The 24,237-nt window shown below is 59.2% G+C and carries 24 protein-coding genes, 1 tRNA gene and 1 pseudogene; 7 read left to right on the forward strand and 19 right to left on the reverse strand.

All coding sequences use genetic code 11. The features are described 5' to 3' along the window. Window positions 1–9: 9 nt before the first annotated feature. The 4 genes from parC to PQR40_RS33415 all read right to left on the reverse strand — a co-directional run bounded on the left by parC (window position 10) and on the right by PQR40_RS33415 (window position 7,302). Window positions 10–2,334 carry a DNA topoisomerase IV subunit A gene (gene parC, locus PQR40_RS33400; protein WP_408389971.1) on the reverse strand — a complete coding sequence of 775 codons (2,325 nt, stop codon included), beginning with the start codon at window positions 2,332–2,334 and terminating at the stop codon, window positions 10–12. 62 nt (window positions 2,335–2,396) lie between these two features. Continuing rightward, window positions 2,397–4,382, reverse strand: a complete 1,986-nt coding sequence (locus PQR40_RS33405; protein ID WP_408239923.1) for a DNA topoisomerase IV subunit B — start codon at window positions 4,380–4,382, stop codon at window positions 2,397–2,399. Between the two features lie 416 nt (window positions 4,383–4,798). Further along, the gene (locus PQR40_RS33410; RefSeq protein ID WP_408239920.1) at window positions 4,799–6,727 is read right to left on the reverse strand and encodes an ATP-binding cassette domain-containing protein; all 1,929 of its coding nucleotides are present in this window, start codon (window positions 6,725–6,727) and stop codon (window positions 4,799–4,801) included. Between the two features lie 173 nt (window positions 6,728–6,900). Beyond that, window positions 6,901–7,302 carry a DUF4399 domain-containing protein gene (locus tag PQR40_RS33415; protein ID WP_408239917.1) on the reverse strand — a complete coding sequence of 134 codons (402 nt, stop codon included), beginning with the start codon at window positions 7,300–7,302 and terminating at the stop codon, window positions 6,901–6,903. 326 nt (window positions 7,303–7,628) lie between these two features. On the opposite strand from PQR40_RS33415, the gene PQR40_RS33420 reads away from it, so the two are divergent. Continuing rightward, a complete protein-coding gene (locus PQR40_RS33420; RefSeq protein ID WP_408213811.1) occupies window positions 7,629–7,820 on the forward strand; it encodes a rubredoxin in 192 nt (63 codons plus the stop codon). A gap of 473 nt (window positions 7,821–8,293) precedes the next feature. Here PQR40_RS33420 and PQR40_RS33425 read toward each other — a convergent pair whose 3' ends face one another. Then, complete coding sequence (locus tag PQR40_RS33425) at window positions 8,294–9,205, reverse strand: LysR family transcriptional regulator (RefSeq protein ID WP_408510733.1); 912 nt, start codon at window positions 9,203–9,205, stop codon at window positions 8,294–8,296. A gap of 126 nt (window positions 9,206–9,331) precedes the next feature. On the opposite strand from PQR40_RS33425, the gene PQR40_RS33430 reads away from it, so the two are divergent. Continuing rightward, a complete protein-coding gene (locus PQR40_RS33430) occupies window positions 9,332–10,180 on the forward strand; it encodes an SDR family NAD(P)-dependent oxidoreductase (protein WP_408242382.1) in 849 nt (282 codons plus the stop codon). A gap of 337 nt (window positions 10,181–10,517) precedes the next feature. Then, window positions 10,518–11,318, forward strand: coding sequence for a Cof-type HAD-IIB family hydrolase (locus tag PQR40_RS33435; RefSeq protein WP_408389965.1), 801 nt, complete (start codon window positions 10,518–10,520; stop codon window positions 11,316–11,318). Here PQR40_RS33435 and PQR40_RS33440 read toward each other — a convergent pair. The 9 genes from PQR40_RS33440 to PQR40_RS33480 form a co-directional block, all read right to left on the reverse strand. After that, entirely contained in the window at window positions 11,315–11,803 is a 489-nt protein-coding gene (locus PQR40_RS33440; RefSeq protein WP_408485689.1) for a hypothetical protein, read from the reverse strand. The two genes, PQR40_RS33435 and PQR40_RS33440, sit on opposite strands and share 4 nt — an antisense overlap. A 269-nt stretch (window positions 11,804–12,072) precedes the next feature. Then, window positions 12,073–12,552, reverse strand: coding sequence for an arsenic resistance N-acetyltransferase ArsN2 (arsN2, locus tag PQR40_RS33445; protein WP_408241868.1), 480 nt, complete (start codon window positions 12,550–12,552; stop codon window positions 12,073–12,075). Between the two features lie 10 nt (window positions 12,553–12,562). Further along, window positions 12,563–13,825: an MFS transporter gene (locus PQR40_RS33450; RefSeq protein WP_408241870.1), complete on the reverse strand. Its 1,263-nt coding sequence runs from the start codon at window positions 13,823–13,825 to the stop codon at window positions 12,563–12,565. Then, on the reverse strand, window positions 13,794–14,558 hold the full coding sequence (gene arsH, locus PQR40_RS33455; RefSeq protein ID WP_408510734.1) for an arsenical resistance protein ArsH: 765 nt from the start codon (window positions 14,556–14,558) through the stop codon (window positions 13,794–13,796). Before arsH ends, PQR40_RS33450 begins: the two co-directional genes overlap by 32 nt. Further along, window positions 14,558–14,980: an arsenate reductase (glutaredoxin) gene (gene arsC, locus PQR40_RS33460; RefSeq protein WP_408510735.1), complete on the reverse strand. Its 423-nt coding sequence runs from the start codon at window positions 14,978–14,980 to the stop codon at window positions 14,558–14,560. The genes arsH and arsC overlap by 1 nt, the downstream gene beginning before the upstream one ends. Further along, window positions 14,977–16,062, reverse strand: a complete 1,086-nt coding sequence (gene arsB / locus PQR40_RS33465) for an ACR3 family arsenite efflux transporter (protein ID WP_408510736.1) — start codon at window positions 16,060–16,062, stop codon at window positions 14,977–14,979. The genes arsC and arsB overlap by 4 nt, the downstream gene beginning before the upstream one ends. Further along, a complete protein-coding gene (locus PQR40_RS33470; protein WP_408241878.1) occupies window positions 16,049–16,570 on the reverse strand; it encodes an arsenate reductase ArsC in 522 nt (173 codons plus the stop codon). The genes arsB and PQR40_RS33470 overlap by 14 nt, the downstream gene beginning before the upstream one ends. A 27-nt stretch (window positions 16,571–16,597) precedes the next feature. Next, window positions 16,598–17,038 (reverse strand): ArsI/CadI family heavy metal resistance metalloenzyme, encoded by a 441-nt coding sequence (locus tag PQR40_RS33475; RefSeq protein ID WP_408241880.1) that lies wholly within the window; start codon window positions 17,036–17,038, stop codon window positions 16,598–16,600. Further along, complete coding sequence (locus PQR40_RS33480; protein ID WP_408241882.1) at window positions 17,035–17,367, reverse strand: ArsR/SmtB family transcription factor; 333 nt, start codon at window positions 17,365–17,367, stop codon at window positions 17,035–17,037. The genes PQR40_RS33475 and PQR40_RS33480 overlap by 4 nt, the downstream gene beginning before the upstream one ends. Before the next feature lie 185 nt (window positions 17,368–17,552). Between PQR40_RS33480 and PQR40_RS33485 the strand changes: the two genes are divergently transcribed. Continuing rightward, entirely contained in the window at window positions 17,553–17,891 is a 339-nt protein-coding gene (locus PQR40_RS33485) for a GNAT family N-acetyltransferase (RefSeq protein WP_408394511.1), read from the forward strand. A 26-nt stretch (window positions 17,892–17,917) separates the two neighbouring features. Here PQR40_RS33485 and PQR40_RS33490 read toward each other — a convergent pair. Together PQR40_RS33490 and PQR40_RS33495 are read right to left on the reverse strand one after the other, a co-directional pair. After that, a pseudogene (locus PQR40_RS33490) lies at window positions 17,918–18,157 on the reverse strand (IS5/IS1182 family transposase); the annotation flags it as partial. Between the two features lie 377 nt (window positions 18,158–18,534). Continuing rightward, a complete protein-coding gene (locus PQR40_RS33495) occupies window positions 18,535–19,632 on the reverse strand; it encodes a site-specific integrase (RefSeq protein WP_408241886.1) in 1,098 nt (365 codons plus the stop codon). 205 nt (window positions 19,633–19,837) lie between these two features. On the opposite strand from PQR40_RS33495, the gene PQR40_RS33500 reads away from it, so the two are divergent. Together PQR40_RS33500 and PQR40_RS33505 are read left to right on the forward strand one after the other, a co-directional pair. Continuing rightward, window positions 19,838–19,912: transfer RNA gene (locus PQR40_RS33500), tRNA-Arg, on the forward strand. 291 nt (window positions 19,913–20,203) lie between these two features. Beyond that, window positions 20,204–20,614 carry a VOC family protein gene (locus PQR40_RS33505; RefSeq protein ID WP_408241888.1) on the forward strand — a complete coding sequence of 137 codons (411 nt, stop codon included), beginning with the start codon at window positions 20,204–20,206 and terminating at the stop codon, window positions 20,612–20,614. 354 nt (window positions 20,615–20,968) lie between these two features. Here PQR40_RS33505 and PQR40_RS33510 read toward each other — a convergent pair whose 3' ends face one another. Next, entirely contained in the window at window positions 20,969–21,853 is an 885-nt protein-coding gene (locus PQR40_RS33510; RefSeq protein ID WP_408241890.1) for an SDR family oxidoreductase, read from the reverse strand. A gap of 105 nt (window positions 21,854–21,958) precedes the next feature. Here PQR40_RS33510 and PQR40_RS33515 point away from each other — a divergent pair, with 105 nt between their 5' ends. Further along, window positions 21,959–22,378, forward strand: coding sequence for a winged helix-turn-helix transcriptional regulator (locus PQR40_RS33515; protein ID WP_408241892.1), 420 nt, complete (start codon window positions 21,959–21,961; stop codon window positions 22,376–22,378). A 93-nt stretch (window positions 22,379–22,471) separates the two neighbouring features. Here the strand turns inward: PQR40_RS33515 and PQR40_RS33520 are convergent, their stop codons facing one another. Both PQR40_RS33520 and PQR40_RS33525 read right to left on the reverse strand, forming a co-directional pair. After that, the gene (locus tag PQR40_RS33520) at window positions 22,472–23,443 is read right to left on the reverse strand and encodes a Dyp-type peroxidase (protein WP_408510737.1); all 972 of its coding nucleotides are present in this window, start codon (window positions 23,441–23,443) and stop codon (window positions 22,472–22,474) included. A gap of 269 nt (window positions 23,444–23,712) precedes the next feature. Next, on the reverse strand, window positions 23,713–24,189 hold the full coding sequence (locus PQR40_RS33525; protein ID WP_408241896.1) for a hypothetical protein: 477 nt from the start codon (window positions 24,187–24,189) through the stop codon (window positions 23,713–23,715). Window positions 24,190–24,237 lie beyond the last annotated feature (48 nt).

The following is a 24,237-nucleotide window of genomic DNA, read 5'->3' on the forward strand; positions in this document are numbered from 1 at the left end:
ATGGCCTTTTTAAGCCGCCAACACCGGACGCATACTGTCGAGCTTCATCTTGCTCTCAGGCGCACGCCCCTTGCGCGCCCGCTTGCCGACGTGCGGCGTGAGCGTGGCGCCACTCAGTTTCTCTTCGTCGATACGGCCACCACGCCGCGTGCCGATCAACACCACGCCCGCTTTGTTGATGGACAGCGCCTGCACCAGCGTTTCGTTGTCGTCGAGCGCCATCAGCGTGACGCCACGACCGCCGCCCGAGAGCGTCTTCATCTCGTCGAGGCCGAATACCAGCAGGCGCCCACCCGAGGACAGACACGCGATATGCGTCGCATCCGGCAACATCGGCATCGGCGCTAACGGCGTGGCACCTGCGTCGATCGTCATGAACGACTTACCGGCTTTCACTCGGCTCACCATGTCGCCGACCTTGGCGATAAAGCCAAAGCCATTGCTCGATGCGAGCAGCAATGCCTGATCCGCGGAGGCCGCGTAGTAATGCATCAGATGGCTGCCCGATTCGAGTTCGATCAGCGACGTGACCGGCACACCGTCACCTCGCCCGCCCGGCAGCAACGCAACCGCCACCGAATAGACGCGGCCATTGCTGCCCCACGCGACCAGCGTGTCCGGCGTGCGGCACTGGAACGCTGCGTAGAGTCCGTCGCCCGCCTTGAACGTGAAGCCGGCCGCATCCAGACCGTGGCCCTTCAGCGCGCGCACCCAGCCCTTCTGCGACACCACAACCGTGACCGGTTCGTCGACCACGCGCGCTTCGAACGTTGCGCGCTTTTCCTGCTGGATCAGCGTGCGGCGCTCGTCGCCGTACTGCTTCGCGTCGCCTTCGATTTCCTTGATGAGCAGACGCTTCATCGCCGATTCGCTGCCGAGCAACTCCTCGAGCTTGGACTTCTCGCCGCGCAGTTCGGACAGTTCCTTCTCGATCTTGATCTTCTCGAGCCGCGCCAACTGACGCAAGCGGATCTCGAGAATGTCTTCGGCTTGACGATCGGATAAGCCGAACGCGGCCATCAACGCGACCTTCGGTTCGTCCGATTCGCGGATGATGCGGATGACTTCGTCGATATTCAAGAAGACGATCATCCGGCCTTCGAGAATATGAATCCGGTCGTCGACCTTGGTCAACCGATGACGCGTGCGACGCGTGACCGTTGCGAAGCGGAATGTGACCCACTCGTGGAGGATTTCGCTCAGGCCCTTCTGACGCGGCCGGCCATCGCCGCCCACCATCACCAGATTCAGCGACGCGTTCGATTCGAGACTCGTATGCGCGAGCAACGTGTTGACGAAATCGGTTTGATCGATGCGGCTCGACTTCGGCTCGAACACCAGACGCACCGGCGCGTCCCGGCCCGATTCGTCACGCACTGCATCGAGCAGCGCGAGCATGGTCTGCTTGGTCTGCAGTTGTTCAGGCGTAAGCGTCTTCTTGCCGAGCTTGATTTTCGGGTTGGTCTGCTCTTCGATCTCTTCGAGCACCTTCTGCGTTGCCGTGTTCGGCGGCAGTTCGGTGATCACGAGTTGCCACTGACCGCGTGCGAGTTCTTCGATCTTCCAGCGGGCACGCACTTTCAGGCTGCCGCGGCCGCTTTCGTAGGCCGCGGAAATCTCGGCGTCGCTGGAAATAATCTGGCCGCCGCCCGGGAAGTCCGGTCCGGCGATGTATTGCATCAACTCGGCGTGCTCGATCTTCGGATTGCGGATCATCGCGACTGCCGCTGCGGCCACTTCGCGCAGATTGTGCGACGGGATTTCTGTTGCCAGCCCCACCGCAATACCGGATGCGCCGTTCAGCAGCACGAACGGCAAACGCCCGGGCAGTTGCCTCGGCTCATCTTCCTTGCCGTCGTAGTTCTTCATGAAGTCGACCGTGCCCTGGTCGATTTCGTCGAGCAGCAGCTTCGCGATAGGCGTGAGACGCGCTTCGGTGTAGCGCATTGCCGCTGCACCGTCGCCGTCGCGCGAACCGAAGTTACCCTGGCCGTCGATCAGCGGATAGCGCATCGAGAAGTCTTGCGCGAGGCGCACCAATGCGTCATACGCCGACTGGTCGCCGTGCGGGTGATACTTACCGAGCACGTCACCGACCACGCGTGCCGACTTGACCGGCTGCGCGTTGTCGCCCAGGCCCATCTCGTTCATCGCGAACAGGATGCGGCGTTGCACCGGCTTCTGGCCGTCGCACACGTCAGGCAGCGCGCGCCCCTTGACCACGCTCACCGCGTAGTCGAGGTACTGGCGTTCCGCATAATTGCCGAGCGTCAGGAAGTCGCCTTCGGGCGGCGGCGGCTCGGTGAAAAGGTCGAGAGTGTTATCGTCGTCCATCTAGATTCCGTATCCGTGTTTGGCGTGAAGTGTGTTTGTGAACTGAGGCGCTACGAGCGCGCTCAGATATCCGCTTCCACTTCGTTGCCTTTTTCTTCCAGCCAGCTGCGCCGCGACGCCGCTTCGCCCTTGCCCATCAGCATCGTCATACGCGCCACCGTGGCGTCGTAGTCGAGATCGCCGAGCGCCACCGGCGTCAGGCGCCGCGTGTCCGGGTTCATCGTCGTGTCCCACAGTTGCTCCGCGCTCATTTCACCGAGGCCTTTGAAGCGGCTGATGGACCATTGCGTCTCGCGTACGCCGTCCTTACGCAGCTTGTCGAGGATCGCTTCGAGTTCGCCTTCATCGAGTGCATAGAGCTTCTGTGCCGGCTTCTTGCCGCGCGCGGGGGCATCGACACGGAACAGCGGCGGACGCGCCACGCACACATGCCCACGCTCGATCAGCTGCGGGAAATGCTTGAAGAACAGCGTGAGCAGCAACACCTGGATGTGCGAACCGTCGACGTCAGCGTCCGACAGAATGCAGATCTTGCCGTAGCGCAGATTCGACAGATCGACCTTGTCGTCCGGGCTATGCGGATCGACGCCGATCGCCACCGAAATGTCGTGCACTTCGTTGTTGGCAAACAGCCGGTCGCGCTCGGTTTCCCACGTATTCAGCACCTTGCCGCGCAGCGGCAGGATGGCCTGGTATTCCTTGTCGCGGCCCATCTTCGCCGAGCCGCCGGCCGAGTCGCCCTCGACGAGAAACAGCTCGTTACGGCCGATTTCCGTCGATTCGCAATCGGTCAGCTTGCCCGGCAGAACGGCCACGCCCGAGCTCTTGCGCTTCTCGACCTTCTGGCCAGCACGCGTACGCGCCTGGGCCTGCTTGATGACGAGGTCCGCGAGTTTCTTGCCAAGCTCGACGTGCTGATTCAGCCACAACTCCAAAGCCGGCCGCGAGAACGACGACACCAGCTTCACCGCATCTCGGCTATTCAGGCGCTCCTTGATCTGCCCCTGGAATTGCGGATCGAGCACCTTTGCCGACAACACGAACGACACGCGCGCGAACACGTCTTCCGCCAGCAGCTTCACGCCCTTCGGTTGAAGGTTATGCAACTCGACAAAGCTCTTCACCGCCTGGAACAGACCGTCGCGCAAACCGGATTCATGCGTGCCGCCCGCAGGCGTCGGAATCAGATTGACGTACGACTCGCGCATGAGCGTGCCTTCCTCGCTCCACGCGACGACCCACGTGGCGCCCTCACCTTCAGCAAACGTCTCTTCGCTGACGCGTGAGTTTTCGACATAACGCTCACCTTCGAACAGCGGAATCAGCAGATCACTGCCGTTCATGCCTTCGAGCAGATAGCCGCGCAAACCGTCTTCGTATTTCCAGGTTTGCGTTTCGCCGGTTTTCTCGTTGATCAGCGTCACTTCGACGCCCGGCAACAGCACCGCTTTCGAGCGCAGCAAGCGCTGCAGTTCGCCGAGCGGCAGGTTCGGCGAATCGAAGTATTTCGGATTGGCCCACGCCGTGACACGCGTACCGGACTTTTTGTCGCCACGCGCGGCGGGCCGCACTTCGAGTTCTTTAGCGACGTCGCCGTTGGCAAAACTCAACTCGGCGATTTTGCCCTCGCGCCACACGGTGACGTCGAGGCGGGTGGACAGCGCGTTGGTGACCGACACGCCGACGCCATGCAGGCCGCCCGAGAACGTGTAGGCGCCGCCGGCGGCTTTATCGAACTTGCCGCCTGCGTGCAGGCGCGTGAAAACGATCTCGACGACCGGCACGCCTTCTTCCGGATGCAGGCCGAACGGAATGCCACGGCCGTCGTCTTCGACCGAGACCGAATGGTCAGCGTGCAGCGTGACGGTGATTTGCCGGCCGTAGCCGCCGAGGGCCTCGTCTGACGCGTTGTCGATAACTTCCTGAATGATGTGCAGCGGATTTTCGGTGCGGGTGTACATCCCGGGCCGTTGCTTGACCGGCTCCAGGCCCTTCAACACCTTGATCGACGCTTCGCTATACGCGGCGTTTGGCTTTTTCGTAGACATGGCTGACTCGGGTGCGTCGGTTCATCGTTGTCCACAGGTCCTGTGGACAGGTCCGTGGACAATGCGTTGAGTTTTCAAAAAAAGCGAAACGAAACAACGGGGTTAGGTAGAGTGCCCGCAGTACGGGCACTCTGTTTTATCGCCTGGCTTCCCTTGGGCGTGCTCGACAGCGGCTCGATGCGGACTCCACAGCCCGGCAACGGCCAGCCGGTGCGAACGCCGGGGAAGCCTGTTCGCGGGGTATTTTACTGATTTCGATACAGGCGGCAATTCACGCCGTGCGGGATTGGCCGTTTGGATAAGGGGCAGCGTCTGGGTGCGGCCTATTACAAGACCGCGATGAGACCGTGGCGCAACTCCGGCCCCTGATCGGAACGTGGCATCGGCGCAATCTCGGATCACGCCGCCCCCGCGCGTCATTTGCGCTTGTTTTCCAGCTCGTCCCAGCGTTCCAGCGCGATCAGCAGTTCCTCATCGATCGCGGCGTAGCGCTCGGTCAGACGCTTGCCTTCCTGAGCGTCTTTCGCGAAGACCGAACCGTCTTCGAGTTGAGCGCCAATGGTTTTCTGCTCGGCTTCGAGCGCGGCAATTTTCGCCGGCAACGCCTCTAGTTCGCGCTGATCCTTGAACGACAGCTTGGCGGCGCGCTGCGTATTGCGGCCTGCTGCTGCGCCACTGTCCTTCGACGCCACCTCTTTGGCCGCTTCTTTCTGCGCTTCCTGCGCCATCTGCTGCGAGCGGTCGCGCTGAATCTGCCAGTCGGTAAAGCCACCGACGTACTCGCGCCACTTGCCGCCGCCTTCCGAGGCGATCACCGAGGTCGCGACGTTATCCAGAAACGCGCGATCGTGGCTGACCAGCAGCACGGTGCCATCGTACTCAGTGAGCAGTTCTTCGAGCAGTTCGAGCGTCGGGATATCAAGGTCATTGGTCGGTTCGTCGAGCACCAGCACGTTGGCCGGCCGCGCGAACAGACGCGCCAGCAGCAGGCGATTGCGCTCGCCGCCCGACAGCGACTTGACGGGCGAACGCGCGCGTTCCGGCGCGAACAGGAAGTCGCCGAGATAGCTCATGACGTGCTTCTTCTGGCCGTTGACTTCGACCCATTCGCTACCCGGGCTGATCGTATCGGCGAGACTCTTGTCCAGATCGAGTTGCGCGCGCATCTGGTCGAAGTACGCGACCTGCAGATTGGTGCCGACGCGCACGGCGCCCTCGTCCGGCGGCAATTCGCCGAGAATCATCTTCAGCAGCGTGGTCTTGCCTGCACCGTTCGGACCGACAAAGCCGATCTTGTCGCCGCGCATCACCGTGGCGGTGAAGTTGTCGACCACTGTGCGCGAACCGTAGCGCTTGGTCACGTCAGTCAGTTCGGCGACGATCTTGCCGGACTTCTCACCCTGGCCCACGTCGAGTTTCACGTTGCCCAGCACGTTGCGGCGTTCGGCGCGTTCGTTGCGCATCTCCACGAGCCGGGCGATCCGGCCGACACTACGCGTACGGCGCGCTTCCACGCCCTTGCGAATCCACACTTCTTCCTGCGCCAGCAGCTTGTCGAACTTGGCCGCTTCGACCTGCTCGACTTCAAGCTGCTGAGCCTTCCTGGTCTGGTAGGCGCTGAAATTGCCCGGATACGACAGCAGGCGCCCGCGATCCAGTTCGACGATGCGCGTGGCAACGCGGTCGAGAAACGCGCGGTCGTGGGTAATGAAGAGCAGGCCGGCGCGCAGCGAGACCAGCAGTTCTTCGAGCCAGCGGATGCCGTCGAAGTCCAGGTGGTTGGTCGGTTCGTCGAGCAGCAGCACGTCCGGCTGCACGACCAGCGCACGCGCCAGCGCGACGCGCTTTTGCATCCCGCCCGACAGCGAACCGACCCGCGCCTCGCCATTCAGACCGATCTGCTGCAGCGTGGTGGCTACGCGCGTGCTCCAGTTCCAGGCGTCAGAATGGTCAAGCGCCGATTGCAGCGTGTTCATGCGCGACATCAGCGCGTCGTGCTCCGGGCCTTCCGGCTCGTCGGCGAGCTGGTTGGCGACCGCGTCGTATTGATCCAGCAGCTCGCGAGCGTGGGTCAGACCGGCGGCGACCGCTTCGAACACCGAGTCGTCCGTATCGAACTCCGGCTCTTGCGGCACGTAGACCGAAGTCAGACCCTGTTGGCGCGTGACGAGGCCGTCGTCAGGCTTGGTCAGATCGGCGACGATCTTCAGCAGCGACGACTTACCCGCGCCGTTACGGCCGATCAGCCCAACGCGCTCGCCCGCTTCGAGAGAGAAATCCGCGTGATCGAGCAACGCGACGTGACCGAACGCCAGTTGGGCCCCGGTAATGGTGTAAAGCGACATGGAGAATTGGAGAAGACAGCGATGAGTCGGAACTGCTCATTGTACCGGGCGCGCGGGCGGGTGCCTGTATGCCGGAAGAGATAGGCCGAATGGCCGGCTTGCAAAACGGATACTAACCGGGAAAACACGGCCGGGCGGCGCTCGCGCACGCCCGGCCTGCTCGCGTGTGCAGGTTACTTCACATGCACCGTGATCGTCTTGCTCATGTCCGGACCATACGAACGATGCGCGCCGTCGCCGAATTGCAGCGTCAGTGTATGGTCGCCCGGCGGCAGCGTCAGATCGGTTTCGGTCTGGCCCTTACCGAAGTGGAGCGATTTGTCGTTGGCTGGAATCACTTCGCCCTTGGGAAGCGGCTTGCCGTCGATCAGCAGATGATGATGACCCGTGCCTTCCGTCATCGTGCCCGCCGGCGCGACTTTCATACCGTCGACGCCGAACACCACGTGAACCGGATTGCTGACGTTTGCGCCGTCCGCCGGTTGCACGAAAGACACACCAGCGGCTTGCGCCACGCCCGACACGGCGAGCAATCCGGCCAGTACCGTACCGGCCAGCCATTTGTTTTTAACCATCGTTTTTCTCCTTGTTGGGAAACGAGCGTCATGCGCGAGGCATGCAAGGCGCGATGGCAGCGCCAGTCTCCTGAGGCGGATCGTCGCAATGCATGCCAGACGCCCGGCACGCCTGTCCAAAAGATTAGCTGCGGAACAGAGCATACACGGTGTGTATGACGAGTTCCGCCACGCGAGCCCGGACATGTCGCAGGCGCTTTGCGGCGATGCCGCATGGGTAATTAGCGGTCCGTTTGACAAATTCCGGTAATATTGCGGGTCGCCGCCGTGCCCAAAAAAGGGGCAGACTGGGCGGATTAATGCACTGAACCAAAGAAGAGTACGTCGTGAGCGAAGTAATTGAAGTGATTGAATATAAAAGCTGGGTCTGTCTGATTTGCGGCTGGATCTACAACGAAGAAGAAGGCCTTCCCGAAGAAGGTATCGCCCCGGGCACGCGCTTCGCCGCGATTCCGGACGACTGGCGCTGCCCGCTGTGCGATGTAGGCAAGCCGGAGTTTGCGGTGGTGGAATTCTGAGTGAGCTTGATTGAGCCGGGGTGCGCTGCTTGATGTAGTGCGGTAGTGCGCCGGAGGGTTCGCGCGGCCCAGCGGGTGATGCCTGCTGGGCCGTTTGCTTTGCGGGGCCCTCCTCGCGGCTGGGCGTGTTTGATATACTCTGCGCTCGCTGGCGAATTTGGACTCGCCGGATCCTGCCTGGGGTTATTCGTCGGCGGGATTGCAGCGATTATTTCGGTTCGGTCCTCTCCCTTTAGTTCAGGGGGTGGAATGACAGGCGCAAGGCCCGTCAGATATGGATTGCTACCATTGCTGTAGCAAATCTGTAGCACACAAAACTCCCCTCCCAGAGCATCAGCTGGCTGTTTTGCAGTCCCGGCTCGGACGCGCTCATCGGGAGACAATCGGCCATTTACGGTCAGTTACCAGCGTTATTCGAATGACCGCAGCTGGGTCAGCAATGGACATTTATTCCGCAACACCCGGACCGGGAGCTAATGTCTCATCCCAAATCGAGAACGATAACGAAGCGAGTCGATGACGACACGTACAGCGACCGGAAGTTGGCGTCGGTCGGGATAGTAGAGGAAGCTTCCCGCTAGCGTGACAGACCATCCCTCTAACACTTGCGTCAATGTGCCTGACTTCAGGTGGGGTTGCACCTGTTCTTTGAGAACATAGGCGAGGCCGTTTCCCGCCAGGGCGGCATGGATAAGGATATCGCTGTCATTGGCGACAAAGACCGGATCGACTGGCACCTGGACGGATCGACCCTCTCGCTCAAAGTCCCAGAAATGGAGGGTCTTCGAACTTGGTCGTTGATATCCCAGACATGCATGGCTGACCACATCGTCCGGAGTAAGCGGCGCGGCGTTGTTCTTCAGGTACGAGGGCGATGCAACAAGGGCGGTTCGGTAGTCAGCACCGATGCGAACTGCGATCATGTCCTTAGCCAACAGTTCGCCATTTCGGATGCCCATGTCGAAGCCAGCCGCGACGATGTTTGCCAAGCAATCATCTACCGACAATTCAACTACGACCTCAGGATAGTCGCGCCGAAGTTGGGCGAGCTTCGGCACGACGAACATCAGCGCTGCCGTGCGATGAACACTGATACGGACACGGCCTGCTGGCCGGCTTCGATTGTCCGCAAGCGTCGTCAAGCCTGCCCCGATCTCGATGAAAGCGGGCCGCAACCGATCCAACAGCTTTTCTCCCGCAGCAGTTGGTGCGACGTTTCTTGTGGTTCTGTTGAGCAGCTTGACGCCGAGGCGCCCCTCCAGCAAGCGAATGGAATGACTGAGAGCAGAAGCGGAAACACCGAGCCGCGCGGCTGCACGCGTGAAGCTGGATTCCTCGGCGATGGTTGCAAAAGTTAGCAGATCGGCCAGATCCTCGCGGTTCATTGTTGAGTCTCACTCATGATTTCATGCAGGATTATGTCACTAATCAACAGATCTGGAAGGCACTAGACTGCTGGAGCTGATAACAGTCCGACGCAATAAGGCGTCGTGCAGTGCGGAGGAGGATCGATGACAGCAAACATGATTGCAGTGGTGACGGGTGGGAGCAGAGGCGCAGGAAAGGGCATCGCGATCGCGCTTGGAGAAGCCGGGGCCACGGTCTATGTCACCGGACGCAGTGCCACTGGGGGCGAAACGCCCTTCGGCGGTTCAGTAAATGAAACAGCCGAACTCGTGTCTCGCGCAGGCGGGACAGGAATAGGAGTTGTGCTCGATCACGCAGACGATCTGGCAGTGGCAGATTTCTTCGCCGACATCCGTCGTCAACACGGCCGTCTCGATATCCTCGTGAACAACGCCGCAAAGGTTGGTGCACCCGCTCAAGGCGGCTTCTGGGAGAAGCCGTTGGATACGGCCGATGTGATTACTGTCGGCCTGCGCTCGCACTACGTGGCTAGCTACTATGCTGCGCCGCTTCTGATTGCCAATGGCCGTGGGTTGATTGTCAACACCGGACACTACGGTGCCGTCAGCTACCATCTGAACCCAGCCTACGGCGCCCAAAAGGCAGGTGCGGACAAAATGGCGGCCGATATGGCGAAGGAGCTACGGCCCTACAATGTCAGCGTGGTTTCCGTCTGGATGGGCGGTGTAGATACCGAACGTGCGCGCGCCTATCTCGCTACGCTCCCAGAATACAAGCGTCCCAAGCAAAAGCGCGAGTCTCCACAATTTACAGGCCGGGCTATCGCCGCGCTCTACGGATTTGAATCCATGATGGCACTTTCAGGCAGGGCGCTGATCGGCGCGGAGATCGGCGCAACACTCGGCGTGACCGACATCGACGGTAGCCGACCACTCTCTGATCGCTACGCGATGGGTGGCCCGCCTGAGTTACATCGTTCCCTTACCATTTAAGCCGTCCTGCCATATACAAATCTGAACACTAGCGAAGCGTGTCGGATGAAACCGTGCGATGTCGGCTTTTGTCCGGGCAACGGCCGTTCGTGATCGTAGCCTACAGGGCGGCTGTGGGTCGAACTCGGTCGGTCGTCATCTGGCTGGGTTCGGCCAGAAGCGGTCCTGGCATCCATAGCTCACAACGTCAGGTGATGAAGCGACAGCGGTCACTGGTCGGATCGCTGAGTCGCCGATTCCGTCCTAAGCCGAAGTTGCGATAAGCAATCACAAAATCGGCATAACGGCTCCCCCGTCCATCCTCATAATTGAGGCCGTTCATTCAATAGCTGACAGTATGCAGAATTTGTCTCTGGCGCCAGCGCATCAGTTTTCCACGGTCCGATTCGTACTCACCGATATGGATGAGACGTTGACTTATCAGGGCCGATTGCCGGCTGACACCTACATGGCGCTTGAGCGGTTGCAGGCCAGCGGCATCTGCGTGCTACCAGTTACCGCTGCGCCTGCCGGGTGGTGTGATCAGATGGCACGCATGTGGCCAGTCGATGGCGTTATTGCAGAGAATGGCGGCCTCTTTTTCCGGCGAAGTCTACTCGGACACGACGTCGAGCGGCATCACTGGCATCCGTCGGACAGCCTTGAAGACATACGCAATCGGCTCCACTCGATTGCAAAAATCGTCGAGAAAGCTGTGCCGCAAGCGCAGCAGGCAGACGATCAAGCCTTTCGGCTGACTAGTCTCGCATACAGACGTACCGGAACGGATGCGGATCATCGAATCGTTGATGCACTCATCGGCGCGGGAGCAGACGCAACGATCAACAACCTTTGGGTATTAGGTTGGATTGGCGGCTACGACAAGCTATCGATGTCACTGCGGGTACTCGTCGAAAATTATGGGATTGACGTAGAGTCAGCGACTGAACTGGTCGATTATTCCGGTGACTCGACTAATGACGCACCGATGTTTGGCTTCTTCAAGCACACGGTTGGGGTAAGCACCGTAATTGAATATTTGCCGCAATTGCCCGTTCCGCCCAAATGGATCACGAATGGTCCTGGTGGCGCCGGGTTCGTCGAATTCGCGGACGCAATCCTTAAATCACGGCAGGGTGAAGATCGCGAGACGACCTAAGCGTAAGGCATGGGGCTGCGTTCGTCCAGGTAACGGACAAATTGATGGCAGCCGGTGGACGACAGCAAAGGGTCGAACTCGGTCGTCATCTGGCTGGGTTCGGCCAGTTGCGGCCGTTCGACAGTCCGACTTAAATCGCCGACAATCGACGCGTCGAAGCTGGAAGCCGAGATACCAAGACGTATATGCCAAACAATCTGAACCAGGCAGCATATTGGGTTACGTTCATTCTTGAACACTGCCCATTTCCAAATCGTGACGCGCTTGCAGCGCAATTCTCGAATGCGGAGATATTCAGGCTCTGTGAATGTGGATGCAACAGTTTTAGCCTGTCGCTGGCCACGCCCGACAAAGTTCCTCGCATAGCCATAGCTTCGAGCGGACAGGCTTACCGTATGGTGTTTGAAGCGGACTTCCGGGATCGGTCGGAACCAGAGGGTCGGGGATCGATTGAAATTCTGCTCTTCGCCGACGAGTCGGGTCATTTAGCCGATGTCGAAATCGACTACTGCGGAAACGGCATACCAATTCCCGAAAATCTAGATCTGGAATTCCCACCTTATAACGTCTTCATCAGCGACTCGCTCATTCAGAATTAAACGGGAATAGCGCATTCCCCCCACATTGGATCATGGCCTAAAGCGTCCGCTTTTCGGAAAATTGACCGTCCCTTGTGGGTCGAACTGGGTCGGTCGTCATCGGGCAGAGTTCGGCCAAGAAGAGCCGTTGACGAATTTGGATCGGGCTACGGAAATCAGCTTGATACCGGCCGTTCGACTACGGCCGGCGAGGGTTTCGGTAGGAGCATCTTTCGCATGCACATGGCGGTCGACGGGCACAAAACGGCGAACTGCCTGCACAACTGTACTTCGCTGGGCACCTCATTGCGGCTTACCCGCTTATAGCCAGCCCGCTCAAAAAAGCGTTCAGCAGTCGTTGTCAGTAGCCAGACCTCCCGATGGCCGAGTGAGCGTGCGTTGTCTTCGAGCTGTTCGACCATTTCCCTTGCAGCTCCTGTACCGCGCCACTCTGACGTGAGAACGAGTGATCGCAAGAGCACGCTCGAACCGAGCGGCTCGAGACCGCCACTACCGATAACCATTCCGTTTGCATCTTCGGCAACGAGGAATCCTTCGATGAGCGTCGTCGAGACATCTTCTACCGGCAAGCCATTTGCGTTTAATAGACTTTGGATCGCGTCCAGGTCGGCTTTATTGGGCTTTCTTATCTTCATGACTGTGTGCTCACTCGAAATTAGCCTGACGTTTGCTAAACTTTTTTCCAGACGTGAAGCGTATGGCGACAATGAACGCAACGGCCGAAACCAGCGAAACAATCAGCACGGTCCATTCGACAGGCACATAATTGCCGCCGGCCGTCCAGATCGCCGCAGCCGAGATCGGCGCGATGCCTTTGGCAATGTTCGAGGGCATCGAGAGTAGCCCGCTCACGGCGCCATAACATTCCGTCCACATCACGTCCTGCACGATCGTCCCGCGCAGGATTGTCATCATGCCGTTTGCGCCGCCGTAGACGACTGCAAACAGGATCAATAACGCCGGCGAAGTGCCTGCGCACATGAGAACAAGAACCGACGCCGGAAAGGCCGTCGTGATCACCATGCCGACAATCGACGGACGGACATTACGGCCAATCGTGAACCACAGCACGCGCCCGAGAACCTGTGCCGGACCAATGACGGCCATCGTGGTCAGGATCAGTGCTGGCGACACCCGTCGTTCCGCCATGAGCGGTACCAGGTGGAAGGTTAGCGCCGCAAACGTCGCATAGTAGGCAGTGAAACACACAGCCAGCGCCCAGAATGTCGGCGTCCGCAACGCGCGTCCCGTTGCCGTCGCATTGGTCGCCTTCAGCGCGGCCTTGTAGTCCCGATCGTCTTCGCGCGGCGCATCGCGACCGATTGCAAAAATATGGATGGGTAAGCAAATTGCCAGATTAAACCCAGCGAGCGCGAGCAGCGCGTCTCGCCATTGGAGACGGTCAACCAGAACCTGCGTCAGTGGGATAAAGACCGTACTGGCGAAACCGGCGACCAGCGTGACCAACGTAATCTTAGTGCGGAAGCTGCGAGGAAAGTCCCGTGTGATCACCGCGAAGACCGGATCGTATAGCGTCGCGGCCATTGCGACACCGAGGCCGATCCAGACGATGAATAGCGTTACGAGACTATGTGCCTGCGACCAAAGCGCCAACATCGCCACGGCCAGGACAGTCCCACAGACCATGACGCGCCGGCCGTGGCCGTGATCAATCCACTTTCCGACCGGATAGGCCACTAGTCCTGAAATCAGCAGACCGACCGAGAGGGCCGCGTTAGTCGCCGTCCGGCTCCATCCCATCGCACCTTCCATCGGCACAACAAAAAGCGAGAACGCGTAATAGATCGAGCCCCAGGAGACGAGCTGCGCAACTGCGAGCGCCCATGTCGCGATGGCTCCCTGACCGCCACCGCTGTCACTCCGTTTCGTTGTCGTCAGTGTTTGCATTGGCGGTCACTGTTTTCTGACTCATGGCGGTGGCCGCCAGTGTCGTTGCAAGCTCCGGGTGCGCTTCCTTACGCTCACTGTAGCGATCGGTCAGGTAGTCCGACCGGTCACGCACCAGCAGTGTGAACTTGTACAGTTCTTCCATCACGTCGACGACGCGATCGTAATATGCTGATGGTTTCATCCGGCCGTTTGCGTCGAACTCCTGCCAGGCTTTTGCTACTGACGATTGATTCGGGACGGTCACCATACGCATCCACCGGCCGAGAATGCGTAGCGCGTTCACGGCGTTGAACGATTGCGAACCGCCGGACACCTGCATCACCGCAAGCGTGCGACCTTGCGTTGGACGAACGCCGCCGCTTTCTAGCGGCAACCAATCGATCTGGTTCTTGAATACTGCCGTCAGGGTTCCGTGACGTTCCGGGCTGCACCACACCTGGCCTTCCGACCACTCCGAGAGTTTGCGCAGTTCGACCACCTTTGGATGATCGGCCGGCACACTGTCCACAAGCGGCAAGCCGTGCGGATCGAATACCCGTGTTTCCGCGCCGAAATGGCGCAGGATGCGTTCGGCTTCGAGTGTGAGAAGCCGGCTGTATGAGGTCGAGCGCAACGAGCCGAACAGCAAAAGGATTCGCGGAGCATGTTGCGAAACCGTGCGTGGTCCCAGCTTCTGCATATCAGGCGTATCGAGGTGCGGGGCGCTGACGTTCGGAATGTCCTGCGTCATTAGAGAACCCTCCTTCCTTCGCTATCGACAACCTGCTCTCCGTCCTCTTTCGTGAATGAACCTTTCTGTTGAGCCGGCAGGATGTCGAGCACTAGCTCGGAGGGCCGGCACAGGCGCACGCCAAGCCGCGTGACGACAAACGGGCGGTTAATGAGGATCGGGTGTTCCAACATTGCATCGAGCAACTGCTCATCGCTCAAGGAAGTTTCCGCGAGGCCGAGTTCGGCGTATGGCGTATCCTTTCCGCGCAGTGTGGCCCGTACTGTCAAGCCCGCGCGAGCAATCAGGTCCGTCAGTGTCTTCCGGTCAGGCGGCGTCTTCAGATACTCGATTACGTTGGGCTCAATGCCGGCATTGCGGATCATTGCTAATGTATTGCGCGAGGTGTCGCAGTCCGGGTTGTGATAGATGGCGACGCTCATACCTGCGGTCCTTTAACGCTGTACTTTGCTTCGTACCAGTCTTGCGAACGATTGACGACGCCGACCACCAGTAACATCACTGGCACTTCGATCAGTACACCGACCACCGTGGCAAGCGCCGCGCCGGAATGAAAGCCGAACAGGCTGATTGCCGTGGCGACCGCGAGCTCGAAGAAATTACTGGCACCGATCAGACTGGACGGCCCCGCAACACAGTGCGCGACCCCGAGCCGCCGATTCAACAGGTACGCGAGGCCCGAATTGAAAAACACCTGAATCAGAATCGGTACTGCGAGCATGGCGATAACGAGCGGTTCCTTGACGATCGCCTGGCCCTGAAAGGCGAACAGCAGCACGAGAGTCGCGAGCAATGCGCTGATCGAATAGGGACCGAGACGAGCTACCGCCTGCCGGAAATGCTCGTTCCCCTTGGTAAGCAGCTTCCGGCGCAGCAGTTGCGCAAGGATGACCGGAAAAACGATGTACAGGCCAACCGAGATGATCAGCGTATCCCACGGCACCGTGATGGCCGACAGGCCGAGCAGCAGCGCGACAAGCGGTGCGAAGGCGACGATCATGATCGAGTCGTTGAGCGCCACTTGCGATAGCGTGAAATACGGATCGCCCTTACAGAGTTGCGACCATACAAACACCATGGCCGTGCAGGGGGCGGCGGCCAGCAGGATCAAGCCGGCGATGTAGCTGTCGAGCTGGTCGGCGGGAAGCCACGGCGCGAATACGTGACGGATGAAGATCCATCCGAGCAATGCCATTGAGAATGGTTTGACGAACCAGTTCACGAACAGCGTAACGCCAATGCCGCGCCATTGGCTCTTAACCTGGGTCATCGCGGCAAAATCAATCTTGACCAGCATCGGGATGATCATCACCCAGATCAGCACACCGACTGGAAGATTGACCTGCGCCACTTCCATGCGGCCGATCGCCTGGAAGACCTGGGGAAGTACCTGTCCGAACAGAATGCCGCCAACGATGCAGAGCGCGACCCAGACGGTCAGGTAACGTTCGAAAAATCCAATCGCTGGCCGTACGTCGCCAATCGTTGTATCAGTGCTGCTCATTTGATTCCTCTACGGGCTTCTCACCGATGGCGCGCATCTCACGTTGGATCGCGTTGTGGTCCAGCACCTGCAGCGGCAGGTTCACGAAGTGGCTCACCCGCGTCATGATCTGCCGATAGACCTTGCTGAAGACCTTTCGCTTCTCGTCGTCGCTACCCTCGAAAGCGGCAGGGTCCTCGAAACCCCAGTGCGCTGTCATTGGATGTCCTGGCCAGATCGGACAGACTTCGCCCGCGGCCTGATCGCACGCCGTGATAATGAAGTCCATGTGCGGAGCGTCAGCAGTAACAAACTCATCCCAGCGCTTGCTACGCAGCTTCGCGGTGTAGTAGCCGAGAGCTTCGCACCGCTCGACGGCGAACCGGTTCACTGCCCCGGAAGGGTGACTTCCCGCGCTATGCGCCTGAAACTTGCCCTTTCCCAGCACGTTGAATAGCGCTTCGGCCATGATGCTGCGCGAGCTGTTGCCCGTGCAGAGAATGAGAATCGAGTACGGTTTGTCGCTCACGGGCGGCTCCGGAAGGTCACGATGGGTCTACTTAGCCGGCGTGCAGCATGCAGCCGACGATTGAGGGTGTGTCTGCGATTTCTCGCGCGAGTGACCGTAGACCGGTGCGGCTTCGAGTGTTCGAAACGTTTCCCACGCGACGCCCTGCGGATCAATCGTCCACGCCTTATCCGATCTGGCATAGCAACAGGTCGTGCCCGTCTGTGCCTGTACCGGCAGTTCAGCAGCGGCGAAGCGCGCATTCATTTCGGCCAGCTCCGCATCGGTTTCGACCTGGATGCCGATGTGATCGACACCCGGTTTTGCACCACGCTGCGAAATCGCGAAATTCACGGCGGGATCTGAGAGTTCCCATTTGCAGTAGTCACGTTTGCGAATGATGGGCTCGGTGTTGCCGAACATGGCGCTGTAGAACCGGACACTGTCGCTCAGATTTTCGACAGCGACATGGATATGCATACGTTTCATGGTGTGTCTCCGCAGCAGTTGGGGAGATCGCTCGCAGCACAGGTTGCGCCCGCGCAGCAGTTCTCCGTCAGGAAACCGATCAGGCCCGTCATGGCGTCGAAATTCGCCGTGTAGATGATGAAGCGTCCCTGCTGTCGCGGCTTCGCCAGGTCAGCATGTGACAGATCCTTCAGGTGGAATGACAGGCTGGAAGGGGAAAGCCCAAGCTGCTGTGCGATTTCACCTGCGGCCATGCCTTCCGGGCCTGCGACGACCAGCTGGCGGAAGATCGCGAGGCGCGATTCGTGGGCAAGCGCGCTCAGGGCGCGTACAACGAGGTTTGAGTCCATGTCTGGAACGATAGATCATTCATTTTAATATTTCAAGTATTATTGAAATGAAGTGCTGAGTGCTACCGATCTGGAGCATGCCGCCATGTCACGCTGAGGAGCTTGAGGTTAGAGCGCGCGATATACGTCTGATAATTGGCGCTGCAAAATCAGATCCTTTCCACCCATCAGACATGGAGGCTCCCATGCGACTACGCATCGCCACGCCTGACGACGCCGAGACCATCTCAGCGATTTACGCCCCGGTAGTAACAGGCACCGCCATCTCTTTCGAACTTGAACCACCGACAGCGGACGAGATGCACCGGCGACTGATCGGGGCATTGCAACGGTTCCCGTGGCCGGTCAGTCTCGATGATGCAGGTCTGATGAGTGGTTACGCCTATGCCGGCGCACATCGTGAGGGGTCGGCCTACCAATGGTCGGTCGATACGACAGTCTATGTGCGCACTGCCAGTCGAGGAAAAGGTGTCGGGCGCGGACTGTACGAAGCCTTACTGGTGGAGCTAACGAGTCGCCCCTGAACAATTCGTTTCCCGGGCCGCCGGCGTCACACCATCACATCGGACGGAATGCAGCGGTTGAGCAAAGCAGCGAGAATGAAGATGCAAAAAAGCCGCAGCTTCCTCAGGATCATCCGCAGGTTGTGGCCGGCGCCGCACAGCACTGCGTGCATCGCATCGCCGAGCGCGCCTTTGAGCCAGTTGCGATCGAGTTTTCCGTCTGTCTTCATATGACCGATGGCGGGCTCGATTGCACTTCGCGGCCTGATCATCGCGCGCAGCCGTCTGAACGATACCCGGCAACATCCGGACAACCGGACAATTCATGTGGTTTGCGAAGCTTCTCTAAGTGATGACGAAAATGGTTGAACCAGCATTCTGAAACCTGTGAACCTGGTCGGCAGTCCCATTGGGCAAGCCGCTAATGTGCTAAGGACAGAATGCGCGGATCTCATCAAGGCTGCGGGCGTGCTTCGGCAAATCGCCCAACGGCAAGCCGGATACATGCATGCAGACCGTTTCGACATCAGGAAAAAGAAGCTTGCAAAAGGCGTCGGGTCCATACATGCTAGGTTCCTGCAAATCTCACAACACCATTTCCGCTTCAAAGCTCCGTCGCACGAGGCCCTTCGGGTTATTCAGGGCAGACTATTTAGAATAGCTCTCACGCGGCATTTATTAGCTTGAGCCGCCCTTTTTTGGCAACCTGAACTGGATCAGGATTGGTGTATCGCTTAAGGTTGCGCCAGTCTTTATGACCAGTCACGGCCGCCACCTCCGGAATCTGCCACCCCGCCTCAAATAATGCGCTCGTCGCCTCATGCCGAAGGTCGTGCAGGCGAAGATCGACGACACCCTTGTCGTCGCAGGCCTGCTTGAAGTACTTGCTCGCCGTGCCCTTGTCGAATCGGAAAATGTATTCGTTCTTATGCGGCGGCGTCTTTGAATCGGCCTTACGCTTCTCAGTGTATTCAGGCGGCACCGGGTAACGCGGTTGCCGCATGATGACTTCGAACGCGTCGCCAATCAGCGGGATCCACTCGTTGTTGCCGACCTTCTGCCTGGGATGCTTGCGATCGCGCACCAGCGCGAGGTGATTCTCGGCGTCGATATCATCCAAACTCAGGTTGAACAGCTCGCTACGGCGAAACGCACACTGCATGGCGACGCGCAACAGATCTGGCATCGCCTGTTGACGCTCCGGATGCTCGGCGAACCACGCAAAGATTTTCTCGATTTCTTCGGATGTTGGTCGGCGCTCACGCTTGCCGCCGGCTTCGATCAAGCGCAGATGGTGGAGCGTGGGGCGCGCCGTACCGATCGCATCGGGCAGCGTCAGCTCAAGCAATGACCCCATGTGGCGCAGGACGGTGCCGAGTTTCGAGATATCCATGTCGACGGTATAGCCGCCGGCGCCGGCTTTCCTACGATCCTGCGCAAACTTGACGATACGTTGTGTCGTGAGTTTCGCTGCAAAGTCACTTTCGAACGCATCTTCCAGTCGCTTCAGGATGTAGTCCTCGTTCGACTTTTCCTTGACCGGCCGGCCGGATTCTGCGCGCGCTTCGCGGTATTTCCTGACGAGCTCGCCGACCTTGACTGTGGCCAGGTCGACCGCATTCTGGCCGTTGTCGATTTCGACTTCCTTGGCTCGCGCCCAGGCCTCGGCAGCCCCTTTCGTTTTGAACGTTTTTGCTATACTCTGCCCTCGCTTGCGCACCTGGGCACGCCAGCGACTGCCGACTGGCAGGATTGAAGCCATGTTTTACCCCGTTCGGAAACTGTAGCAGTGCCAGATCACTTTTCAGCGCTACGAGGTCAATTTGTAGCAGAGGCCGCTATAAACTGGGGTTCACAGGCTGTCACGGCGCTTCATTTAGGAAGAAGCAGAAAGGCCGGAAACGCCCACGGGATAAGGTTGAAGCCAATAGCAGTAAGACTCCGATCCTCCCATTGAAATTATCCATCTCCCTGTAGTTCAATGGATAGAACAAGTGCCTCCTAAGCGCTAGATACAGGTTCGATTCCTGTCAGGGGGACCAAGAAAAGGCCAGGGGTCCTTACCACACAAGGATCCGCAGCAAGTTTGGCGTAAATGTGGCGTAACTAGCCCACGCCTCCACGGCGCCCAACTGCCGATAGTCAGTCAAAGCCGCCCGCTTCACGCACTGTTGATAGCAGTATCTGCGCCTCGCCAGATAGCGGTTGAGCGACGACGTACGCCATCGGCTACGCTCACCCACCCACTGCCTGTCCGAGCGCTATCGCGCCTTTGCGGACATCCCGCGCTCGGGGGACAATGCCCCTGCGAATCTCTTCCGAGGCTGCGCAACATGGCTAAATTCCAGCCTGATGGATGGCATACGGTCACGCCCCGAATCGTCGTACGGGATCCGGAAAACCTGATCACATTCATCAAAATGGTGTTTCAGGCACAGGGCGAATACCGTCACGGGCTGCCGGCCGAAATCATGATCGGCGATTCCGTGGTGATGGTTAGCGGCGAAGACGGCCTTCGCGATCCGATGCCGGCGTTTCTGTATGTCTACGTGGCGGACGCCGATTCGACCTACCAGCGAGCGATTGTGGCGAATGCGATCTCGCTCGAAGTTCCGACCGACACGCCATACGGCGACAGGCGAGCGATGGTAAGAGATCCGTGGGGAAACACATGGCAAATTGCCACGCATCAGCGCGACCTCTCGGTTGCCGAAATCCGTTCAAGGTTGGCCAACGACGGATAGGCCTATATTTGGAGCCTATATTTGGAGAGCAGGAGCGATTTGGGCGCCTCGTCTGTCGTCCGCAGGCCGGGAGCGGCAGATCGAGCCGACCAATGAAGCAACGCACTGATAAGCTCGTGCGCCAAAGCAACGTTGCATCCGAGCTATGCCTACACCCACTATCACTCCGCCCGCTGTCGACCCATTCCACTCCGTCGCCGCCTGGATGGAGGGGCTGCTTTCAAACTACACCAGCCGTTCGGCGGCAATGCCCGCAAACAGCGCACAACTATTCGCCGTAACGGCTTCCGTCGTATCACGGAGAACCAGGATGACGGCCTCCCGAGCTTTTCCTGACAAAGGGCGGAAATATCCTCAAGCTGTATAGCTGGCCTTGGCCTCTTCCAGATAATCCGCTAGCCGCTTCGGAGTGCGGGCGATGAGCGATTCGAGATGGTCCGTGACGATAGAAAGATTGCCAGCCCGAACCTCCGCCTCAATTGACACCAATAGAGAAACAAATACGTCAGGAACACCAGCCGCTTTCAGCCCCGTAACGAATTGCTCGTCAGTCACATGGACGACGGCAAGAGGCTTGCCTGTAGCACGGCGAGCGAGGTCCGCGATTTCTTCGTTGGACAGCGCCTCAGCGCCAGTGAGCGTGTAGATCCGGCTAATGGAGGTTGGCGTAGCCAGCGCTGCGGCAATCGCTTCAGCAATCTCCTCCCGTCCGGCGCACGACGTTCTCCCGCCTTCAGTTGCCGAATGCCATTGCCCGCTTTTAAGTGCATCAGGGAGCGACCTGAGCAGATTTTCGTGATACCAACCGTTTCGGAAAATCACGTGCGGCAAACCTGTGGCCTTAATGGTCCGCTCAGTTTCCAGGTGGTCCGGTGCGAAGGTCAGAAGCGAACTGTCCGGATTGGGCATCGACGTATAGGCGAGTCGCTTGACACCTGCCGCGGCGGCTGACAGTACCGCATTGCGATGCTGCTTCAATCGTCTGTCGGCCCCATCCAGGGCATCTGTTGAAATGATGAGGGCAGTACCGACGCCTTCGAAAGTTTCGGTCAGGCGTTCCGGATCTTCGAAGTCCGCCTTGCGAACCTCAATGCCCGCTGCCGCAAGGCCAGCCAGCTTTTCGGGGCTGCGGGTGCCGGCGATGATACGGTTGTGCGTCACGCCGCGCGCAAGCAGATGCTTGATAACAAGCTGACCAAGTTGACCGGATGCACCGGTGACGAAAATGGTGTCGCTCATGGACTGGCCTCATTCTGAGTGTTACTCTCGTTTTGAGAGCAATTCGATGATCAAGCGTCTGCGCTCTTCCGTAAAGAAGGCAGTTTTTCAGGAGATAGTTACCAAATGGGAACCACCAAGGCGGTGACTTGCGCCCTCAAAACGAGACTGGAGGAGGCCCGAGCAAAATACGGTGCGTTTACGAATTGCCCGGTGCGCGACGTCATGGATGTCATCAGCGGGCGGTGGAGTTCTTTGCTGATGATGGCGCTGGCCGAGCACCCACATCGGTTCGGTGAACTTCGCCGGTTGGTACCGGACATTTCGCAGCGAATGCTCACGCAGACACTTCATGAGTTACAACGCGACGGCTACGTACATCGTGAAGTCTTTCCTACGAAGCCACCGGGCGTCGAATACAGCCTGACCGACCTCGGTTGTTCGATGTTCGAGGCGTTGAACGTCCTGATTCAGTGGGCCGACGAGAATCATGCTGCGGTCACAACGGCCCGCCTGCACTTTGATAGCGAGAAGGCGTCTGCGTAAGCGGCGTCGCACTGCGCTTGCCAACGCCCAAGTGACTGGCTCGTACGCATTTCGGTAACTCCTGCGAACTGCCAGCACGGCCGATAGCAAGCTTCAGTCAGCCAGGTTGCTCAGGAACTTGCGTGCCGGAGCGAAAAACGTCACACCGGCAACGGCCTTGGAGAAGTCCAGGATCCGGTCGTGAAGCGGCGGAGGGTTGCCGATGAACATCCGCTCCAGCATCTTCTCGATCACCCAGAGGTGGCGCGAATAACCGATGAAGTAGGTGCCGTACTCGCCGCGGCCAGGGACGGCGAACGGCATGTTGTCACGCAGGATGTCGTGCTCGCCTTCGGCGTCCTGGATCGTGCAGAGTGTCTTGTGCGACTTCTGGCCCTCCGTCGCGTCGGGCAACTCGACGTTGTCGAACTTGGTGCGCCCGATGATCTCCTCCTGGGCCTCCACAGTCTGTGCGCGCCAGGCCGACAGGTTATGCAAGTACTTCTGGATCACAACGTAGCTACCACCGGCGTAGGCAGGATCTTCCTCGCCGACGATCGTCGCGGCGGGCAAATCGAGGCCGTCGGGATTCGCGGTGCCGTCGACAAATTCGAGCAGATCGCGCCCGTTGAAGTAGCGGAACCCGGCCACGTCGTCGATCGCAGTGACGGCGTCGCCGAAAGCCTCGAGGAGAATCTTCTCGAACTCGATGATCAGGTCCGTCGAGTCGGCACGGATGTGGTACAGCAGATCACCCGCTGTGGCCACCGCGGTGTGCGTCGCGCCTCGCACCTCTTTGAACGGCGCGAGCTCGCTGGGCGCAGGTTTTCCGGTGAGTGGCCCCCAGACGCGATGCGAGATCCCGACGTTGCAGGTGAACACGCCGCGATCGGCACGGATCCTGACGTCCTTGATGAGGTCGTCGGTGCTGGCCACCACGGCGCGGGCGGTGGCGATCGACGCGTCATCGTCCTTGACGACGAGGACCAGAAATGCAGCGGCCGCCGACATCGGAACATCGACGTATTGTGGCTCGGTGTCGAGCACGTGCTGGGCGGTAGAGAGCGGCGAAGATATCGGGCTCAAGGGTGCCTCCTGTTGCAAGGTGAGCATGAACGAGTGGTGATCGCTTGCTTCGAGTCTTCTCTCAGTAGCATCCTCAACGCAACCGGGCGCACGTCGCGGCGATATTCAGAAGCGCGGTGTGTCGATGGTGGCAACTCGGCGAGTAACTGACCTCGGAGCGCCCCTCGATTGAGATCGCCTGCGAGTTTGCATTCGACCTTACAGGTCAAGATCGCAGGTAGACCACTACCGATCATTGGCCCGCCGGAATGTAAGTTTCCAGGCCATGATCATGCTGACGGGCTGGAGTCGCCGGAAACGTGCAACGGCTCAACCGCTGATGTTCCCTTTGCCGAAACCGCGCGATGGATCGCTTCGGTTAGCTCATTGTTGATCTCGATCAGCCGGTGCACCTCGTCCTGGATCTTCAAGAGCACCTCGGCGTCCTTGTAGGTCTGCAGCGCCTGCTTGTCTGAGGCTGCCGCTGCAACCTTTTGGCCCACCATGATTACTGACAGCAATACCAGCTGCAAAAATGTTTGAGCAATCCAGGCGATTAGCGTCGACACTCCGCCCTGGATGGCCGATGGCAAGCTGATGAGGGCGATGACCGCAAAGAAATAGGCGCACCACATCGTGCCAACAGCGTTGGTGATGACGAGGGCGATTCTCCCGTTCAGACCCAAATGCTCATGCGTGGTAAGGTGCGGTCCGGCTTTTTCGCGTTCCTTAATTCGCGGATTAGGAGAGTGTTCGACTGTCATCATTGAGTCCCCATTGGAGAGTAAGCAATCTGAGGTTAATGGACTCTCGAC

The sequence above is a fragment of the Paraburkholderia sediminicola genome, assembly GCF_046026855.1.
GTDB classification, from domain to species: Bacteria; Pseudomonadota; Gammaproteobacteria; order Burkholderiales; family Burkholderiaceae; genus Paraburkholderia; species Paraburkholderia sediminicola_A.

Coding starts and splice junctions, on each gene's coding strand:
- PQR40_RS33440 (WP_408485689.1), bottom strand. CDS start 11,803: ATGACCCGACTCGTCGGCGAAGAGCAGAATTTCAATCGATCCCCGACC.
- PQR40_RS33415 (WP_408239917.1), bottom strand. CDS start 7,302: ATGGTTAAAAACAAATGGCTGGCCGGTACGGTACTGGCCGGATTGCTC.
- arsC (WP_408510735.1), bottom strand. CDS start 14,980: ATGAGCGTCGCCATCTATCACAACCCGGACTGCGACACCTCGCGCAAT.
- PQR40_RS33485 (WP_408394511.1), top strand. CDS start 17,553: ATGCGACTACGCATCGCCACGCCTGACGACGCCGAGACCATCTCAGCG.
- PQR40_RS33495 (WP_408241886.1), bottom strand. CDS start 19,632: ATGGCTTCAATCCTGCCAGTCGGCAGTCGCTGGCGTGCCCAGGTGCGC.
- PQR40_RS33425 (WP_408510733.1), bottom strand. CDS start 9,205: ATGAACCGCGAGGATCTGGCCGATCTGCTAACTTTTGCAACCATCGCC.
- PQR40_RS33410 (WP_408239920.1), bottom strand. CDS start 6,727: ATGTCGCTTTACACCATTACCGGGGCCCAACTGGCGTTCGGTCACGTC.
- PQR40_RS33450 (WP_408241870.1), bottom strand. CDS start 13,825: ATGCAAACACTGACGACAACGAAACGGAGTGACAGCGGTGGCGGTCAG.
- PQR40_RS33430 (WP_408242382.1), top strand. CDS start 9,332: ATGACAGCAAACATGATTGCAGTGGTGACGGGTGGGAGCAGAGGCGCA.
- PQR40_RS33510 (WP_408241890.1), bottom strand. CDS start 21,853: ATGAGCGACACCATTTTCGTCACCGGTGCATCCGGTCAACTTGGTCAG.
- PQR40_RS33405 (WP_408239923.1), bottom strand. CDS start 4,382: ATGTCTACGAAAAAGCCAAACGCCGCGTATAGCGAAGCGTCGATCAAG.
- PQR40_RS33475 (WP_408241880.1), bottom strand. CDS start 17,038: ATGAAACGTATGCATATCCATGTCGCTGTCGAAAATCTGAGCGACAGT.
- arsH (WP_408510734.1), bottom strand. CDS start 14,558: ATGACGCAGGACATTCCGAACGTCAGCGCCCCGCACCTCGATACGCCT.
- PQR40_RS33515 (WP_408241892.1), top strand. CDS start 21,959: ATGGGAACCACCAAGGCGGTGACTTGCGCCCTCAAAACGAGACTGGAG.
- PQR40_RS33480 (WP_408241882.1), bottom strand. CDS start 17,367: ATGGACTCAAACCTCGTTGTACGCGCCCTGAGCGCGCTTGCCCACGAA.
- PQR40_RS33525 (WP_408241896.1), bottom strand. CDS start 24,189: ATGATGACAGTCGAACACTCTCCTAATCCGCGAATTAAGGAACGCGAA.
- PQR40_RS33435 (WP_408389965.1), top strand. CDS start 10,518: ATGCAGAATTTGTCTCTGGCGCCAGCGCATCAGTTTTCCACGGTCCGA.
- arsN2 (WP_408241868.1), bottom strand. CDS start 12,552: ATGAAGATAAGAAAGCCCAATAAAGCCGACCTGGACGCGATCCAAAGT.
- parC (WP_408389971.1), bottom strand. CDS start 2,334: ATGGACGACGATAACACTCTCGACCTTTTCACCGAGCCGCCGCCGCCC.
- PQR40_RS33505 (WP_408241888.1), top strand. CDS start 20,204: ATGGCTAAATTCCAGCCTGATGGATGGCATACGGTCACGCCCCGAATC.
- arsB (WP_408510736.1), bottom strand. CDS start 16,062: ATGAGCAGCACTGATACAACGATTGGCGACGTACGGCCAGCGATTGGA.